This window comes from Arthrobacter sp. TWP1-1 (genome assembly GCF_049897845.1).
Taxonomy (GTDB): domain Bacteria; phylum Actinomycetota; class Actinomycetes; order Actinomycetales; family Micrococcaceae; genus Specibacter.
In genome coordinates this window covers 95,477-112,624 of sequence record NZ_JAFCXC010000010.1, presented here as the reverse complement: position 1 = coordinate 112,624, position 17,148 = coordinate 95,477, and the positions used below count along the sequence as shown (strand labels likewise).

Sequence of the window (17,148 nt, the reverse complement as noted above, 5' to 3'; positions counted from 1 at the left end):
ATTACTTCCGTTGATAATCGTTCTTCCCTTGGCTGTTGTGCTGGCGCCATGGGCCATTCGCGGGTCCGATACACAAAATTGATGACCGGAACGGGAAGAACCACAGGGCCGCTACTTTAGATGATGCCATACTGGAGATAGGAACGGGCTTGGGGCCCGGTTGCCATTAGTTGGGGCACCATTTTCCAGCGTTTTAGTGATTTAGTGGGGGAAAAATGGACACTCCTCGTGTGGCGGTCATCATTGAAGATGACCAGGATATCCGGGAACTTATCAGCGTAATTCTCAACCAATCAGGATTCGAGGTTCACGCTGCCAGCACCGGTGCCACCGGTGTGGAAGCCGTACGGCTCAACAATCCTGCCGTCGTGACCCTGGATCTGGGACTGCCGGACATTGACGGCTTCGAAGTCGCACGGCAAATCCGCTTGTTCAGCGATGCCTACATCATTATGCTCACGGGCCGCGCTGATGAAATGGACACCCTGCTGGGGTTGGAATCCGGAGCCGATGATTACATCACCAAGCCATTCCGGCCCCGAGAGCTGAGGGCAAGGATCAGTGCAATGATGCGCCGCCCGAGGTTTACCGGCGAAGGGCTGCCCACAGCAGCGGCCGCTGCAGCAGCCGAAATTTCAGCCGGGTCTGCGTCAGGCAGTTCGGAAGCGGTGAACGGCCTAGTGTTGAACAGCGGGGACCGCACCGCGGAAGTGGACGGTACCGAATTGGAGTTGACCCGCACCGAATTCGATATTCTCCACGCCCTCGTGGACAGCGGTAAGCAGGTGCGCACGAAGTCTGACTTGGTGCGCCGGCTCCGCGGGGAGGAATACGATGTCGGCACGTACATTAGCGATGCTGACGAACGGACCATTGAGGTTCACGTTGCGAATTTGCGCCGGAAATTGGGCGATAACCCGCGGGATCCGCGCTGGATCAAGACCGTCCGAGGCGTGGGTTACCGCCTGGTTCACTAACCTGGTTCATTAGGCAGTAACTCGAAAAGGGTCCCGACGGGCTCGACCACCCTGATCTGGGCCCCGAAAGTGGTCTAAAAAACGGGGCCGCACATTGATGCGCGGCCCCGTTTTTTCCTTCAGTGCTTACGCGTCCGCAGTAGCCAGCTGCGGGTAGAACTTGTCGATAGGAGCACTGAGTCCAGCCTTGAGCTGCACGGAAGTATCGTCAGCCAAGACCTCGTACTCCCCCGCTTCGACGGCGTCGAACACTGTGTGAACCAGCTCCGCCGGATCCTTCTTCGGATCGGTGGAGTGGGCGGCCATGGCTGTATCGACATAGGCGACGTGGACTCCCACCACGTGAACGCCGGCGGGCGCCAGCTCCAGGCGCAGGGAGTTCGTTGCCGACCACAGTGCCGCCTTCGTAGCACTGTAGATTCCAGCCACGGCGTACCAGCTCAGTGCCGAGTGGATATCGATGATTGCCGCTCCTGGCTTGCCCGAGAGGATCGGTGCGAAGGCGCGGGCCAAAAAGACCGGCCCAAAAAAGTTCGTTTCAACGTTGGCCCGAATCTCCTCGTCCGTGTGGCTCAGGATTCCGGGCGTAGGGGTGGAGGCTCCGGCGTTGTTGATCAACACTGTCACATCACCTGCAGCCTCAACCGCGGCCTGAATCGATGCCGAATCGGTGACGTCCAAGGTCAGCGGCACAATCCGCTCGTCGTCCCACTCACGCGGGTTGCGGGCTGAGGCATAGACCTTAGCCGCGCCACGGGCCAGGGCTTGATTAACAAAATGAGTTCCAATGCCGCCGTTGGCTCCGGTGACAAGAACAACTGCTCCCTTAAGTGAGGGCATGATTTTTCCTACTTTCTGAATCTAAGGAGTATTAGGCGTTCGCCAGGACGGGGTAATCGGTGTATCCGGACGCGCCGCCCGCATAGATGGTGGCAGGGTCCAGCTCGTTCATCGGAGCCTCGGCACGCAGACGCTCGACGACGTCGGGGTTGGCCAGTGCCATCCGCCCAACAGGAGCAATATCGGCAAAGCCGGCATCGATGTCGGCGGCGATCTGCTCGCGGGTGCGGCCATAGCGGACCACGAGAACCGCCGTCGGCCATACCTCACGGAAGGACTGCAACAACTCGTCGTCACCCACGTGGTGCAGGTGCAGATAAGCCAGGTTCAGGCCGGCCAGCTCGCCGACCAGGTGACGGTACTGCGCCCGCACATCGGCAACCTCACCTTCATTGATGCCACCCAACGGCATTGACGGGGACAGGCGGATGCCAACGCGGTCTGCGCCGATCTCCTGCGCCACGGCACGGGCCACCTCGATGACGAAGCGGGAGCGGTTCTCGATCGATCCACCATAGGAGTCGGTGCGATGGTTCGCGTTCGGGGAAAGGAACTGGTGCAGCAGGTACCCGTTGGCACCGTGAATCTCCACGCCGTCGGCGCCAGCCGCAATCGCAGACGCTGCGGCGTGAACAAAGTCGGCGATCGTGGTCTGAATGTCCTCGAGGCTCAGTTCGCGCGGCACCGGCGTGGGCTGCTGTCCGCTCGGGGTAGCAATGTCCACGCCGGGCGCAATGGCCGACGGCGCCACCGGCTGACGGTGGTGAGGGGTGTTGTCCGGGTGCGAGGTCCGGCCGGCGTGCATCAGCTGAAGGAACAACGATCCGCCACCTGCATGCACGGCATCGGCGACGTTCCGCCATCCCTCAATGTGCTCAGGGGTATAGATGCCGGGCGTGTTCATGTAGCCCTGCCCGCCGGCCGAGGGCTGGACACCTTCACTGATCAACAGCCCCAGAGAGGCGCGCTGACCGTAGTATTCGGCGACAAGATCGCCAGGAGTTCCGTCAGCATGAGCCCTGTTACGGGTCATCGGTGCCAGCGCGAGTCGGTGTGAAAGCTCCACACGGCCCAGAGTGAATGGTTGCCACAGAGAAGACAAAGTCATGGGGAAAATGTTCCTTCTAAATAGGGAGGGCACTGCGCCGGTGCTGCGATCCGCGAAGCTGGGAGCTCCGGGCCGTCATGGGAGAATGAGTTGGCCCATATCCGAGCCCACGTTGTACCGACTATACTCATAACTGAGCACAATCAGACTTTATTCCGGAAGGGACCATCGTGCCAGAAATTTCCCCGCCCCTCGGACGGCGTGAGCGGAACAAGCAAGCCAAAATGGACCGCATCGTGGCCGCTGCTGGCGAGCTCTTTTCCGAATATGGGGTCGACGATGTCACCACCCAGCAAATTGCCGACAAGGCCGACATCGGAGCAGGCACCCTGTTCCTTTATGCCAAGTCCAAGGGCGAGCTGCTCCTGATGGTGCAAAACTCCAGCTACGCCGATTCACTCGTGCGGGGCAGGACTGCCGCGGAGAAGACTCCCGACATACTTGAGGCCGTCATGGCGATTCTCACCGAAGTGGTCCACTGCAACCGCATCCAGGTGGACAACGGCCGGACCTACCTACGTGAAATGGTTTTTGGCGACCCGGAGGAACCCCACCGCCGCGAAGCGCTCGGTCTCTCCTTTCAGACAGAGGAGGCCGTCGCCGTCGTACTTCAACGAGATCAGCGCATCAATTCCGAGGAAGCCGCTACCCGGGCGCACGTCATCTCCGCCATCATGTTCCTGACCATGTCCGCCACGGGAAACGCCGCAAAGACCATCGAGGAACTGCTAGCGGATATCAGAACCCAGATCCAGGTCCTGCTGCCTACTGCCTGATCGCTACTTGCGAGCTAAAGCGTGGGCGACGGCGGCTATGTCCCGCGGCGTTGTTCGGCAGCATCCGCCAATAAGCCGGGCGCCAGCGTCCCTCCACGAGTCCGATAGTTCTGCGAGACTTTGAGCCTGGGCGCCCTCGACGCCGTCCGTCGCAGGGGCTGGCCCCCAGGTCTTGCTTGTCGGGTCATAGCTTTCGCCGGAATTTGGATACGCAATCAACGGCAGGTCGGTAGCCTTGGCCAGCGCGTCCAGGGCTGGTGAAACCAACTCCAATGGCACACAGTTCACTCCAATGGCCGCCACATGGGAATACTGTCCGCAGAGACGGGCGACGTCGGCCAAGGTTGTGCCGTCGCTAATATGACCGCCATCTCTGAGCGTGAACGAGAACCAAGACTCGACGCCGTACTCTTCCACGAGTTCCAACAAGGCCCTGGCTTCCGAAAGCGACGGCAGAGTTTCGCAGGCAAAGAGGTCCGCACCAGCATCTACCAATGCTGCGATTCTAGGCCTGTGAAAATCCTTGAACTCGTCGGCGCTGAGCACGTAGTCACCCCGATACTCGGAACCGTCAGCGAGAAAAGCTCCATAGGGACCCACCGAACCGGCAATCAGCATGGGCTTCGCACTGGGATTCTCAGCCAGGAACTCACGACGCGCTTCCTGCGCCAGCCGCACACTCAGGGCCACCAGCTCTAGGGCTTCTGCTTCAAGGATGCCCCGTTGCGCAAACCCCTGCGGCGTGGCCTGGTAACTCGCCGTGATGGCTATCTGGGCTCCGGCGGCAAAGTAGTCGCGATGAACCTGCTTGATCAATTCCGGCTGCTCCAGAAGAACTTTGGCTGACCACAGCGAATCTTCCAAGTCGCAACCGTGCGTTTCCAGTTCGGTGGCCAAGGCCCCATCCACTGTCAAATCAGCACCGGCAAGGAGCATACGAGAAAGCGGGTTAGTGAGAGGCATGGCTGTAGCTCCAGGTTTTTTTGACTCTTCGCCAAAGTTGTTCGTGATCTTTATAAGCAAGTTTTCATGCTTGTAATGATTATCACAGTGTGTCACTATGGCAGTCAAGCAATCCAGCGAGAACCTTAAGGAAGAGGTATCCCTATGAGTATTCAGATGAAGTCCGTTCGCAAGCTGCGCGTGCATTGGCCCATAGACTCAACGTCTTTCTCCCGGCTGGCGATGGGTGAGGCTGAAGCCATCCGGGAGGACGAAGGCATAGCAACACTCCTTCAGGCATTGGCCGAATCACCTGAATTGGGCGATTTTGGAAACTACCGGCATGTCTTCGAATCCGGTGTTGGCTTCGAAGGATTCACCGTGACGGCCGGGGCCAACCCCACCCTGGGTCAAGTGGGGCAGCGGACATTGTCGCCAACGTTTGTTTTTACAACGTACTTCGACGCCGCCCTCGATGACGCCGCTGTGGAATCCTTTATGAGTCGCATGATAGAAATCCACCCTTGGGAAGTGCCTGTCATCGAACTCTCTAGCCCCGTCACTATCTCCGGCAGCGTGCCTTCAGCGGCCCGCGCCGAGAAGGTCACATCATGAGTGAAGAGTCGACGAACAGGCTTTGGGATGGCCTCGGCCCCGTCCTCGCAGGCCGAACATTTACTGACTTGACGCATGCCTTCCATCCCGGACAACCGCATTTCCCGGCCTTCCCGGATGAGACCCGCGAGGCCTTGTTTGATCTCGAAAAGGGAGATGGATTCACCGCCCACCGCTATTCGATCGTGGGCCAGTGGGGCACGCATGTGGACCCTCCGTCGCACTTTATCCGCGGCGGACGGACCCTAGACCAGATACCCGTCGATGACATGGTCCTGCCCCTGGTGATACTGGACATCACCGAGCAAGTTCGCAGCAACGCCGATGCCTCTCCCACCATGGCCGACGTCGAAGCTTGGGAAAAGCGTAACGGCACCATCCCTGCGGGCTCGTTCGTGGCGTTGCGGACCGGCTGGAGCCAACGTTGGCCAGATGTGGAGGCCATGGCCAACAAGGACGACGAAGGCATCAGCCACACTCCAGGCTGGTCGCAATCGGTCCTCACTTTCCTTCTGGAGCATCGATCCGTTTCCGCGGTAGGCCATGAGCAGACCGACACAGATCCGGGCGGGGCTACCTCCCGCAATGATTTCAGCCTGGAAACGTACGTATTGAAGCAGAACCGATGGCAGATCGAGCTCCTGGCGAACCTGGCTGGTCTCCCGGAGACCGGTGCTGCCCTGATCGCAACATGGCCAAAGCCACTGCATGGCAGCGGCTTCCCGGCCCGGGTTTTTGCCATCCACTAGGATGCACCATTCCACGGCTAGAATCGGATTCATGCCAAAGACATCAAGTATGGGGCGTGGCATTCAGGCCCTCCTCGCCGTCGGTACTCGAAACGCCCAAGGCCTTCCTGGCGGAACGGTCGCCGACATAGCAGCCGATCTCGACAAGGACCGCAGCCAGGTTTCCCGAAGCCTGCGCGGCGCGCAATTGGAGGGTTTCCTTGACCGCTCAGATCAGCGGTCCTACACCTTGGACTGGTCACTGTTCACCGATGCCCAACTCCTCACCGACCAGCGCTTACAGGCCGACGGCGCAACAGCCTTGGAAGGCCTGGCGGGCGAGACGTCCGAAGGGTGTTTCTTGGGAGTGCTGAGCGGGGACAGCACGGTGACCATCGGAGAGCAGGTACCCGCCAGCAGCAATCTGATCGGCTCTTGGCTGGGCCGGCCATACCCTGCCTACTGCAGTGACGCCGGCCAAGCACTCTTATGGGAAGCCTCGGACGCCGAAGTCCGAACGGTTTTTCCTGCCGCGGCATTCGTCCGTCACGGCCCCAACACACCCATCGACGTCGAGGATTTTTTGGCACGCCGGAATGATGCGCGTGCACGTGGATACTCGATCGTCGACGAGGAAGCAGAACCCGGACTATATTCCTTGGCCGTACCGATCCGTGATTTCAAGGGTGAGGTGGTGGCTGCATTACAAATAGTGGGTCCAAAAACGCGCTTGGAACCCCGGACAGAGCACTGCGCCGCGGCTCTGACGAAGTGGGGAACGTGGCTAGAGTCCAGGCTTGGCTATTCACTTCCGCAGCAATAACACCAGCCAGGCATGACTCTGCAGGGCCTCTTGCTCTAGTTGGCGTAAGAGGTGAGCCGTTCGGCAGCATTGATCAAGGCCTTCGCGATCTTTTTCTCCTTGGAACGAACCTCGGCGCGGTCACCTAGGACGCTGATCGCGGCCAGGATATTGCCGTTCGGGGTCCGGATGGGAACGGCAAGTTCGTAGACGCCATGCTCGAACTCCTCGGCGGCCACAACAAAGCCGCGCGATCTGTCGCGTTCCATGAGTTCGTTGACTTCCGACGGCGCATGAGCGGCACTCGGACCGCCGACGCCGATGAAGTTGACGTCAGTGAGCAAGGATTCCAGGGCGTCCTCGCTGTGCTCCCACAAGAGCGCCCGGCCCGATCCGGTACACCAGACGGGGGTCACCATGCCGGGCTTCACGAAACTTCCTGGCAGTCCCTCGTTGGTGGATGATCGCAGGAGAATGACGCGGCAGCCGTCCCGGACCGAAACTCTACCTTTGAGACCAAACTGGGCCACAAGGGCTTCCAACTCGGTTCGGGTTTCGCGGATCCAGCCGGAGTTGAGCGAGGACGCCAAGGTGAAGAAGCGGGAACCGGTCCGAAATGGGCCCTTATCAACACGTTCCAACAGTCCCAGATCGCACAATTCGCGCGTCAGCCGAGACACTCTACTTTGCTCCATTCCCAACTCTGAGGCGAGCTGCGAAACACCAAGGAGCTGCCGTCCCCACTTTTCCCGGTCCGCAACGAGCCGCACAATTCTAAGACCCTGGGACATGGACGATGATTCTGAGGAAATTTCCACTCTTCATGCTCCTTCCGTCCGGTTAGCCCAGCCTATTCTGACATGCTCTTCGCGGTGGTCAGGAAGCGGTGGCCACCGGCCCACACTGTGTAGAGGTCCGCCAGGATTGCAAAGTTGGCCTTTTCCAGTTCGGCGGGTGTGATTTCGTCGTTTCCTTGCCGACCAAAAAGTACCACTTCGTCCCCCGGAGATACACCGGCCAGGTCTGTAACGTCCACCATCATGGAGTTCATGGAAACCAGGTCCACGATGGCGGCACGGTTGCCGTGGATGAGCACATCACCACCAACTGCCAGTGCTCGCCGGTAGCCATCGCCGTAGCCTACAGTCACTGACGCCAGCAGAGAGTCTCGTGTCAGGACATGCGACTGGCCGTATCCCACGTTGCTGCCAGCCGCATAACTATTGACCGAGGCCACCCGCGCCTTGAAGGTCAGGCACCGCCGAAACGCCCCCACCAAGGGATCCGAATCTCCGTAGATGACCGCACCAGTGCGAACCATATCCAGCCAGGATCCGGGGACATGCTGCGCGGCATAGGAATTTGCGCAATGAAGCAGAACATCCTCCCGGCGCGTCCCAGTGAGCCGCAGCAGGGTCATGGCTTGGCCTTGAAAACGCAGGATGGCTTGCTCTATGTGCTGTACATCATCACGGGGGAAATGAGTCATAATTCCAGCCAGTTCAAGTCCCGGTTGGCTGATGATTTCCACCGCGCAGGCCTGGCCCGACGCCGTCGAAACATCCAGGCTGTGCCTACTGATACCGGATGCATTGATGTCCAGATGGATCTTGATTGCTCTTCCCGACGTGGCAGCGATGTCCTGTATCGCCCATGCACTCTGCGGGTCGGCAACAAGCTCTTCGATGTCATGCTCCAGCCCCGCTTCAACCTCTTGCGGAGCGGCGGCCCGGACGCGCATAATCCGGCCTTTGTGGCCGCAGCGGCGGGCGATGGCTGCTTCCTCATTACTTCCTACGCCTATGAACGGAACTTCCAACCGCACCAGCGATGGCATGAGCAGCTTAGCCCCGTGGCCATATGCGTCAGATTTGACCACTGCACAGAGGAGCGCCTGACCTTCAAGCATGGAAAGGACATCGCGGACATTCGATTCGAAGGCGTCTGAATCAATCTCCAGCCACGTGCCGACGTTCTGGATCGAGGTACTTACATCTGTCAAAAGCTGTTGTGGATTCATATCTTGTCATTCGTTAAGCAGCCTCGCGCCTGGGCCAGCAAAGCCCCAGGCGCGAGGCTGGGTAAGTGATATGGAGGGGCGTGCTATGCCTTTTCGCTTGTTCGTGCCTTGCGGCCGTACTTGAAGTAGAAGAAGGCGTAGCAGGCTCCCACGAAGGGAATTCCGAAGTAGAGTGCCGCTATTTGATTCGGGTCAAAGGCAATGCCAATGAGGGAAATCAGGCATAGGGAGAACGCCAAGATCGGAACCAATGGAAAGAACGGCGCCCGGTAAGGAAGCTCGGCAACGTTGCCACCGTTCCTAACAAAGGCCCTGCGATGGAAGAAATGCGATGCCGTGATGGACATCCAAACACCGACGACGGCGAAACCGGACACTGAGACCAGAACCAGGTACACCGTTTCAGGAGCGACCACGCTACTGATCAGAGAGGCAAGGCCACCAAGCATGCTGACGGAGAGCGCAACCAACGGGATTCCTCGTCGGGTCAACTTCTTCAATTTGCGCGGAGCATGCCCCTCATCGGCGAGTGAGTAAAGCATCCTGGCACATGAGAAGAGTCCGCTATTGCCGGCTGATAAGAGGGCCGTGATGATGACGAAGTTCATGATGTCGGCAGCATAAGGAATGCCGATGGATGAAAAGACCGTGACGAATGGGCTCTCATCCAGTCCCGTCTGCTCGAAGGGAACGGTTGCGGCGATAACTGCAATGGCTCCAACAAAGAAGATCAGCAGGCGTATAACGGTGCTTCGCATGGCCTTCGGGATATTGGTGGCTGGGTCCGAAGTTTCGCCCGCCGCAACGCCAATAAGCTCCGATCCCGAGAACGCGTAGAACACCGCTAAAGCTGTGACCAGGACGCCGGTGAAGCCGTTCGGGAAAAGACCGCCACTGGTAGCGAAGTTCTCAAACAAGAATGGATGATCACCGCCGCTGGCGAGTGGGTGGAAGCCAAACAATGCCGCGCCGCCTAAGACGATGAGGGCAATGATCGCAGCGACTTTGATGATCGCGAACCAGAATTCTGACTCGCCAAAGAACTTTGAGGAGATTGCATTGAGACCGAACAGGAGGGCGGCAAAAATTATGCACCAGACCCAGACGTCAATGTCTGGAAACCAGCGGCGCATGAGCAGCCCAGAGGCTGTGAACTCGGATCCAATTGCCACAGCCCAGCAGAGCCAATAGAGCCACGCGGTTGCAAATCCGGTTGCGGGCCCAATTGATCTCGCTGCGTAAATGTGGAACGCACCCGAGACCGGATAGGCGATGGCAAGCTCACCTAAGCAGGTCATCACCAGGTAGACCACAAAGGAGCCTATGAGATAGGCGATGACGGCACCGAGCGGCCCGGCTTGGGAAATGGTGTACCCGGAACTGAGGAACAGCCCCGATCCGATCACCCCACCCATAGCGATCATGACCAAATGCCGAGCACCCATGGACCGGCGAAGCCCGTTTTCGGCCGGCGGCGACGATGCCTGCGGGGGTTCTAGTACGACGCGTGCTGATGGTTCCATGGTGTCTCCCAAGTGTAATCAGGTCCAAAACTAAAGAAGTCGTGTAGTGCCCCGGGTTGAGCGACCACAATATGGTTCGGCTACGCGACGGGATAGTGATGAAGGTAACACAAAAGTACCCCATTGGTCATTAAGAACATTTAATCATGCGCATGCTGCACAAGGACGATTTGTTGCGATGCATGTCAGATCGGCATCGGGATGGTCAGATTGCCCTGCCCTTCGGTCACAATCACATACTCCAACTGACGCCGAATGCAATCAAGCTTGGATAACCGAGCTAGTTGATTACTTGAAGGAGCATCATGACCACCTATGACATTGCGTTGATCGGCTTTGGCGGCGTCAACAGGACCTTGGCCGAACTTATCGCCACACGCGGTGAGCTGCTGCAAACCGAGTTGGGCTTTGGTTTGAGGGTCGTTGCCATCACCGACCTTCGGCTTGGCTCCCTCCTCCAGCCGCAAGGCATCGACCTAGGTATGGCGCTCAATCTTGGCAACAGCGACGAAACCTTCGCCGACCACGGCGGATCCGCAGATACCAACAATGAAACTGTCATTCGTACCAGCACCGCGGAGATTATCTGCGAGGCCACCTTTACCAACCCCCTCGACGGCGAGCCAGCCGTGTCCCACGTGCAGTGGGCGCTCGAATCGGGCAAGAGTGTCTGCACAACGAACAAGGGCCCGGTTGCCCTTCGTGGCGCGGAACTTTCAGCTTTGGCGAGGCAGAACGGTGTCCGCTTCGAGTTCGAAGGTGCTGTCATGAGCGGCACACCAGTAATCCGCTTGGCAAAGACCGTGCTGGAAGGATTGAAACTCAACGGCTTCGAAGGAATCCTCAACGGCACCAGCAATTACGTTCTAGGGCGGATGGAAGCCGGCCTAGGCTTCGAGGCGGCCATCAAAGAAGCTCAAGACCTAGGGTATGCCGAGGCCGATCCAGCCGCAGATATCGAAGGCTTCGACGTGCAGCTCAAGGTCCTGATCCTTGCGAATGAACTTCTCAATGCCGGCATCGAACTCAAGGACGTTCAGCGACAAGGAATCTCGTCAGTGACCCCGACTGACATTCAGAAGGCAGCCTTGGAAGGGCGACGCTGGAAGCTGGTTGGTTCCGCGCGCAGGAACCCTGATGGGACAGTCTCGGCCGGAGTGGCTCCCGTTGCCCTCCCCTTGGATCACGGACTGGCGGGAATCTCGGCAGCCACGAACGCCGTGTCATTCGACACCGATCTTCTTGGCCCCGTCACCGTGTCTGGCCCGGGGGCTGGTCGAATTGAGACAGCTTACGCATTGCTTTCCGACATCATTGCCATCCACGCCGCAAGGACGGCGGTGGGTGCCGATGTCTGAATCCACTCTCTGCCCACCACAAACCACGCTCCCCCAGTTCCGGATGGTGACGAGCCCCTACGATGGCAGAGTTGTCGGAACAGTTGCGCTGACCGAGGCCACTGCCGGCGAGGCCATCTTGGAAACTGCCCGATCCGGCGCCAGGAAGGCGCGGTCATTATCTCGAAACTCGCGTGGCAGGATCCTGGACGGAGCCGCAACGGACATCGAGCACCGCAGCGAGGAGTTTGCCCGCACCATTGTGGCCGAGTCCGGCAAGACCATTCGCCAAGCCAGGAAGGAAGTCCTGCGCGCGGTCAACACCTTGCGGCTCTCCGCAGCAGAAGCCCGGCGAAATGCCGGCGAGGTCATCCCGTTTGACTCTTATGAGGGTTCCGAAGATCGGACAGGCTGGTACTCCCGCGAGCCGCTGGGCATCATTGCAGCAATCACGCCCTTCAATGACCCCCTTAACTTAGTGGCACACAAAATTGGGCCGGCAATCGCCGGTGGCAACGCGGTCATCCTCAAGCCTTCTGCCCTGACACCCCTGTCCGCCCAGTTACTCACGGATGCCCTCGTAGACGCCGGGCTCCCCTCGGAGGTTCTCACAATCGTGCATGGCGATCGGGAGGTGGCCCAATCCATCATCCGCTCACGCGATGTTCGCATGGTGTCATTCACCGGTGGTTTCTCTACCGGCGAGAGTATCGCCCGGACGGCCGGCCTGAAAAAACTCTCCATGGATCTTGGCGGGAATGCGCCGGTTATCGTGATGAGCGATGCTGACCTTGACGACGCCGTCGAATCCTGTGTTTCAGGGGCGTTCTGGGCGGCCGGACAAAATTGTGTGGGCGTGCAGCGGATTCTTGTTGCCGAGCCGCTGTACATCGAGTTTCGTCGCCGATTCCTGGCGGCCACGGCACGTTTGCTCGCGGGGGATCCCTCCGATGAGCGAACCGATGTTGGGCCCATGATCAGCCAGACTGCGTTGCATGAACTTCGAGCGAAATTGAATGAAGCAATCGACGCCGGCGCCGTATTGCTGGCCGGAAACGAAATTGATGGCAATGTGCTTTATCCAACGGTTCTGGAGGATGTCCCTGCCACAAGCAGGCTGTGGACGGAAGAAGCCTTCGGCCCCATTGTCATGCTGCAGGCTTTCAATACTTTTGACGAGGCCATCGACATTGCAAATGCCATCGAATTCAGCCTTCATGCAGGCATATTCACCAATTCCCTGAGCCAAGCTATGCAAGCCTCTCGCCGCCTCGAGGCAGGCGGCGTGATGATCAATGATTCCTCGGACTACCGTTTCGATGGCATGCCATTCGGAGGATCCAAATACGGCAGCATGGGCCGGGAGGGCGTCCATTTTGCCTATGAAGAGATGACTCAGCCGAAGGTTATCTGCATCAAGGACTAAGGAATTCGTAAAAGGGGCTGGCAGATGAACCAGCCCCTTTTTCGAACTTTCACGACCCAACCGCATCCAACATGCCCCTTCATCGATTTTTTGCATAACGAATGGAACCCATGTCCACCCGCATCGAGACTGATTCGCTCGGCAGTATTGCCGTCCCAAGTACCGTCTACTGGGGCGCGCACACGGCCCGAGCGTTGGAAAATTTCGCCCTCAGTGGCATTCCGGTATCAAGCCACCCTCACCTAGTTCGAGCCTTGGCCATGGTCAAGAGCGCCGCCGCGCAGGCGAACGGCCAGCTAGGGACCCTCACACCCCGGCAGTCATGGGCAATCCAAGAATCCTGCCAAGAAATCCAGGACGGCCAGCACCACGAGCAGTTCTGTGTTGATGTCATCCAAGGCGGTGCCGGAACCAGCACCAACATGAACGCCAATGAAGTGATTGCGAACCTTGCCTTGGAAAAACTGGGCCATAGTCGCGGCGAGTACCAGCATCTGCACCCCATTGACCATGTCAACCGGTGCCAATCAACCAACGACACCTATCCGACCGCGATAAAAATTGCCTTGATTCACGCCGTGACCGGGCTGAACAGTGAACTTGGCAAGCTGGCCGAATCTGCCAGATGCAAGGGGACGGAATTCGCCGTCGTCGTAAAGATGGGCAGGACACAGCTTCAAGACGCCGTACCGATGACGCTCGGACAGGAATTTAACGCCTATGCCGCAACCCTGGAGGAAGACCGCACAAGACTCATGGAGTCCGCAACGCTTATGCGCGAATGCAGTCTGGGTGCAACCGCCGTCGGCACCGGGATCACCGCAGAACCGGGATATCAGCACCTGGTGCTGCGAGCATTGTCGGCGACTTCTGGTGTAGATGTTGTTCCCGCACTTGATCTCATCGAGGCAACCTCGGATGTTGGGGTCTTCATGCACCTGTCCGGCATGCTGAAACGAACTGCCATCAAGCTGTCCAAGATCAGCAGTGATCTGCGGCTGCTGTCCAGTGGTCCGCAGAACGGCTTTGGTGAGATCATCTTGCCACCGCGGCAGGCAGGTTCATCCATCATGCCCGGGAAAATAAACCCAGTTATCCCAGAAGCCATGAATCAGATTGCATTTGCCGTGGCCGGGGCGGACACCACGGTCACGATGGCGGCAGATAACGGTCAGCTCCAACTCAATGCCTTCGAGCCCGTCATTGCTCATGTGCTACTTCAGAGCATCTCGTGGCTCGAAAAGGGGGTCCGCGCTCTTCGCACGCATTGCATGGATGGGATTGAAGCGAATACGGAGCTGCTGGCCCGTCAGACGGCGGCCTCGGTAGGTTTGGCAACCGCATTGATTCCGGCCATCGGCTACGCGGCTGCAGCAGCGGTTGCCAATGAGGCTCTCCGGACCGGATCGTCGATCATTGATATCGTCACCAGCCGGGACCTCCTGAGCAAGGCTGAGACTCAGGCCCTCCTTGAATCGGCAACACTGCCGGTTCACGCCGCTGTTGCACCCGCGGAACGTTGACTCAGTGGGCCTCGGCGACGGCTGCTGCGTCTCGGCGAATTACGCTGGAAAGCGTCAGGGCAGTCACCGTATTTGTTACCCCGGGAAGCGCTGCAACCTGCTCCCAAATCTCCTGAATTCTCTCCAATGTCCGGGCTTCAACCCGCAGCAAAAGATCGAAGTCGCCGCTGACAACATCGCACAAAACCACTTCAGGTATCGACCGCAGTGCGCTGATGACATCCGCGCCACGCACTCTGTCTTTCCGGTACACCATGAGGAACGCCGACACGGGGCTTTGACCCGAGGGCCCGGTGACAACTGTGTACCCCTGGATGTGGCCGTGCCGCTCCATCCGGTCGATCCGTTGCCGAACTGCATTGCGGGAAAGGAGCACTTTCGTGGCCAGCTCAGAGTGGCTAATGCGCGCATTCTTCGAGAGCTCCGCAAAGATCTTCTGGTCTATCTGGTCAAGACTCGCTCGCTCCATGTTCGCCGTTCACCTCAATTGATCCCTTGGCGCAAGCCGATTTAAGCCACTCTCAAGACAGAAAGTTTTCAAGATAATGATACTTCCAGATCAAATCCATCCGGATCTCATCGACATAACGTGCGTCCTGTTCGACATGGACGGAACACTCCTGGATTCAGCTCCCGGAGTTACCTCTAGTGCTGCAGAAGCTCTGACTGCTGTAGGCGCCCCGGTTCCATCCCTCAGTGAGCTACGCAAGTTCGTAGGTCCGCCGATGATCGAATCATTCAGGACTGTCTCAGGTCTGGACGATGAAACGGCAAGGCACGCCCTCCAACACTATCGCCGAGCCTATGCTGATCACGGCGCCATACAGTCCGAGGTTTACGACGGAATCATTCCATTGCTGGATCAGCTATATGGCGCCGGGATCCCCCTGGCTATAGCCACATCAAAGGTGGAGGATCAGGCCGAACGCCTCGCAAAACACTTTGATCTCGGCGGCTACTTTGTCAACATTTGCGGAGCCTCGGATGAGCTTGGGCGAGCAGATAAGACCGATGTCATTGCAGAACTCTTGCAGCGTCTTGCTGCGCAGGGCATCGACGTCTCCAATCCCGTAATGATTGGGGACCGTGAATATGATGTCAGGGGTGCAGCCGCCCACGGCATCCCTTCGATATTCGTAACGTGGGGATACGGACACCCGGAAGAATCCGCGGGCGCCGCGGCTATTGCATCCTCACCGGAGGCGCTGCTGCCGCTGATCTTGAACCCCAGCCGGAACCGAAATCATGCCGTACTCCTCTGACGTATGAATCATTTGTTGCCAAGGACGAGCCCTGTTCCCTACCGGAACGCGGCGATCCCCGTCAGCTTCTGCCCCAGGATCAGGAGGTGGACCTCATCCGTCCCCTCATAGGTGCGCACGGATTCCAGGTTGTTCGCGTGGCGAAGCGGTGAGTAGTCCAGGGTGATGCCATTGCCGCCAAGAATGGTTCGCGCCTCCCGGCAAATCTCGATGGCCTCTCGGCAATTGTTCAACTTGCCAACAGAAATCTGCTCCGGTGCCAGCGTGCCGGTGTCCTTCTTGCGGCCCAGGTGCAGGGCGAGCAGGAAGCCCTTGTTGATTTCCAAGGCCATGTTGACGAGTTTCTGCTGGGTGAGTTGATACCCGGCCAGTGGTTTGTCGAACTGCAAGCGGGTGCCCGAGTAGTCGAGGGCGGCTTCGAAAGCGTCGCGGGCTGCCCCCATGGCTCCCCAGATGATTCCGTAACGCGCCTCGTTCAAGCAGGAAAAGGGACCCTTGAGCCCAGTAACGTTCGGCAGTACGGCCGATCCGGGCAAACGAACGTCAACGAGTTCCACATCGCACTGGATGGAGGCGCGCATGGACAGTTTCGGCTCTATGGGAGTGGCCGTAAATCCCGGAGTCGCGGTCGGCACCACAAAACCGCGCACACCTTCATCGGTCTGGGCCCAGATAATGGCGACGTGGGCCACCGAGGCCAGGCCGATCCACCGTTTGCTGCCGTTGAGCACCCAGTCACCCTTGTCCCGACGCGCGAAAGTGGTCATGCTTCCCGGGTCCGAGCCCGCGCTCGGTTCGGTCAATCCGAAGCACCCAATCGCCTCACCAGCTGCCATGGCTGGCAGCCACTCCTGCTTCTGCTCCTCGGAACCGTGCTTGTAGATGGCGCTCATGGCTAGGGATCCTTGCACTGAGACAAACGTCCGCAGGCCGGAGTCCCCCGCTTCCAACTCTGCGGCGGCCAAACCATATTCCACAGCGGAACGGCCGGCGCAACCGTAACCGTCCAGGTGCATGCCGAGCAGGCCGAGCTTGGCCATTTCCGGGACGATTTCCAGCGGAAAGACGGCCTTTTCATACCAGCCGGCAATGTTTGGTTTGATCTCACTGTCCACGAATGACCGGACAGAATCGCGCAGTCCACGCTCTTCCGCTGAGAGCAGGGAATCAAAATCTATGAGGTCGCTGGGATCGGTCATCGTGGGGCCTTTCGAGGTGATGGTCTGGTTTTTCGGGGTGGGCAGCGGACGACGTCGGAACCTCCCGCCG

General features: G+C 58.8%; 17 protein-coding genes. 9 read left to right on the top strand and 8 right to left on the bottom strand.

The features are described from left to right. The first annotated feature begins 215 nt into the window (after positions 1 to 215). Positions 216 to 977: a response regulator transcription factor gene (locus tag ACP7B9_RS15515; RefSeq protein WP_425864829.1), complete on the top strand. Its 762-nt coding sequence runs from the start codon at positions 216 to 218 to the stop codon at positions 975 to 977. Between the two features lie 126 nt (positions 978 to 1,103). On the opposite strand, the gene ACP7B9_RS15510 is transcribed toward ACP7B9_RS15515, so the two are convergent. Both ACP7B9_RS15510 and ACP7B9_RS15505 read right to left on the bottom strand, forming a co-directional pair. Then, a complete protein-coding gene (locus ACP7B9_RS15510; RefSeq protein WP_425864827.1) occupies positions 1,104 to 1,817 on the bottom strand; it encodes an SDR family oxidoreductase in 714 nt (237 codons plus the stop codon). Between the two features lie 31 nt (positions 1,818 to 1,848). Then, a complete protein-coding gene (locus tag ACP7B9_RS15505; RefSeq protein ID WP_425864826.1) occupies positions 1,849 to 2,925 on the bottom strand; it encodes an alkene reductase in 1,077 nt (358 codons plus the stop codon). A 170-nt stretch (positions 2,926 to 3,095) separates the two neighbouring features. Between ACP7B9_RS15505 and ACP7B9_RS15500 the strand changes: the two genes are divergently transcribed. Then, entirely contained in the window at positions 3,096 to 3,701 is a 606-nt protein-coding gene (locus ACP7B9_RS15500) for a TetR/AcrR family transcriptional regulator (RefSeq protein ID WP_425864824.1), read from the top strand. A gap of 3 nt (positions 3,702 to 3,704) precedes the next feature. Here ACP7B9_RS15500 and mmuM read toward each other — a convergent pair whose 3' ends face one another. Further along, the gene (gene mmuM, locus ACP7B9_RS15495; protein WP_425864822.1) at positions 3,705 to 4,664 is read right to left on the bottom strand and encodes a homocysteine S-methyltransferase; all 960 of its coding nucleotides are present in this window, start codon (positions 4,662 to 4,664) and stop codon (positions 3,705 to 3,707) included. Positions 4,665 to 4,808: 144 nt separating this feature from the next. Between mmuM and ACP7B9_RS15490 the strand changes: the two genes are divergently transcribed. The 3 genes from ACP7B9_RS15490 to ACP7B9_RS15480 are packed head-to-tail and all read left to right on the top strand — an operon-like array spanning position 4,809 to position 6,809. Then, complete coding sequence (locus ACP7B9_RS15490; RefSeq protein ID WP_425864820.1) at positions 4,809 to 5,258, top strand: hypothetical protein; 450 nt, start codon at positions 4,809 to 4,811, stop codon at positions 5,256 to 5,258. Beyond that, the gene (locus ACP7B9_RS15485) at positions 5,255 to 6,007 is read left to right on the top strand and encodes a cyclase family protein (RefSeq protein ID WP_425864819.1); all 753 of its coding nucleotides are present in this window, start codon (positions 5,255 to 5,257) and stop codon (positions 6,005 to 6,007) included. The genes ACP7B9_RS15490 and ACP7B9_RS15485 overlap by 4 nt, the downstream gene beginning before the upstream one ends. Positions 6,008 to 6,038: 31 nt before the next feature. Then, on the top strand, positions 6,039 to 6,809 hold the full coding sequence (locus ACP7B9_RS15480; RefSeq protein WP_425864818.1) for an IclR family transcriptional regulator: 771 nt from the start codon (positions 6,039 to 6,041) through the stop codon (positions 6,807 to 6,809). Positions 6,810 to 6,844: 35 nt separating this feature from the next. Here ACP7B9_RS15480 and ACP7B9_RS15475 read toward each other — a convergent pair whose 3' ends face one another. The 3 genes from ACP7B9_RS15475 to ACP7B9_RS15465 form a co-directional block, all read right to left on the bottom strand. Beyond that, entirely contained in the window at positions 6,845 to 7,606 is a 762-nt protein-coding gene (locus ACP7B9_RS15475) for an IclR family transcriptional regulator (protein ID WP_425864816.1), read from the bottom strand. A 32-nt stretch (positions 7,607 to 7,638) separates the two neighbouring features. Further along, positions 7,639 to 8,808 (bottom strand): alanine racemase, encoded by a 1,170-nt coding sequence (alr, locus tag ACP7B9_RS15470; protein WP_425864814.1) that lies wholly within the window; start codon positions 8,806 to 8,808, stop codon positions 7,639 to 7,641. 83 nt (positions 8,809 to 8,891) lie between these two features. After that, positions 8,892 to 10,331: an amino acid permease gene (locus tag ACP7B9_RS15465; protein ID WP_425864812.1), complete on the bottom strand. Its 1,440-nt coding sequence runs from the start codon at positions 10,329 to 10,331 to the stop codon at positions 8,892 to 8,894. Positions 10,332 to 10,636: 305 nt separating this feature from the next. On the opposite strand from ACP7B9_RS15465, the gene ACP7B9_RS15460 reads away from it, so the two are divergent. The 3 genes from ACP7B9_RS15460 to ACP7B9_RS15450 all read left to right on the top strand — a co-directional run bounded on the left by ACP7B9_RS15460 (position 10,637) and on the right by ACP7B9_RS15450 (position 14,617). Beyond that, positions 10,637 to 11,689: a homoserine dehydrogenase gene (locus ACP7B9_RS15460; protein WP_425864810.1), complete on the top strand. Its 1,053-nt coding sequence runs from the start codon at positions 10,637 to 10,639 to the stop codon at positions 11,687 to 11,689. Next, a complete protein-coding gene (locus ACP7B9_RS15455; protein WP_425864809.1) occupies positions 11,682 to 13,094 on the top strand; it encodes an aldehyde dehydrogenase family protein in 1,413 nt (470 codons plus the stop codon). The genes ACP7B9_RS15460 and ACP7B9_RS15455 overlap by 8 nt, the downstream gene beginning before the upstream one ends. Positions 13,095 to 13,204: 110 nt before the next feature. After that, entirely contained in the window at positions 13,205 to 14,617 is a 1,413-nt protein-coding gene (locus ACP7B9_RS15450; protein WP_425864807.1) for an aspartate ammonia-lyase, read from the top strand. A gap of 1 nt (position 14,618) precedes the next feature. Here the strand turns inward: ACP7B9_RS15450 and ACP7B9_RS15445 are convergent, their stop codons facing one another. Then, positions 14,619 to 15,086: an Lrp/AsnC family transcriptional regulator gene (locus tag ACP7B9_RS15445; RefSeq protein ID WP_425864806.1), complete on the bottom strand. Its 468-nt coding sequence runs from the start codon at positions 15,084 to 15,086 to the stop codon at positions 14,619 to 14,621. 76 nt (positions 15,087 to 15,162) lie between these two features. On the opposite strand from ACP7B9_RS15445, the gene ACP7B9_RS15440 reads away from it, so the two are divergent. Then, positions 15,163 to 15,879, top strand: a complete 717-nt coding sequence (locus tag ACP7B9_RS15440; RefSeq protein WP_425864804.1) for an HAD hydrolase-like protein — start codon at positions 15,163 to 15,165, stop codon at positions 15,877 to 15,879. A gap of 38 nt (positions 15,880 to 15,917) precedes the next feature. Here the strand turns inward: ACP7B9_RS15440 and ACP7B9_RS15435 are convergent, their stop codons facing one another. Further along, positions 15,918 to 17,078, bottom strand: coding sequence for an acyl-CoA dehydrogenase family protein (locus ACP7B9_RS15435; RefSeq protein ID WP_425864803.1), 1,161 nt, complete (start codon positions 17,076 to 17,078; stop codon positions 15,918 to 15,920). Between the last annotated feature and the right edge of the window lie 70 nt (positions 17,079 to 17,148).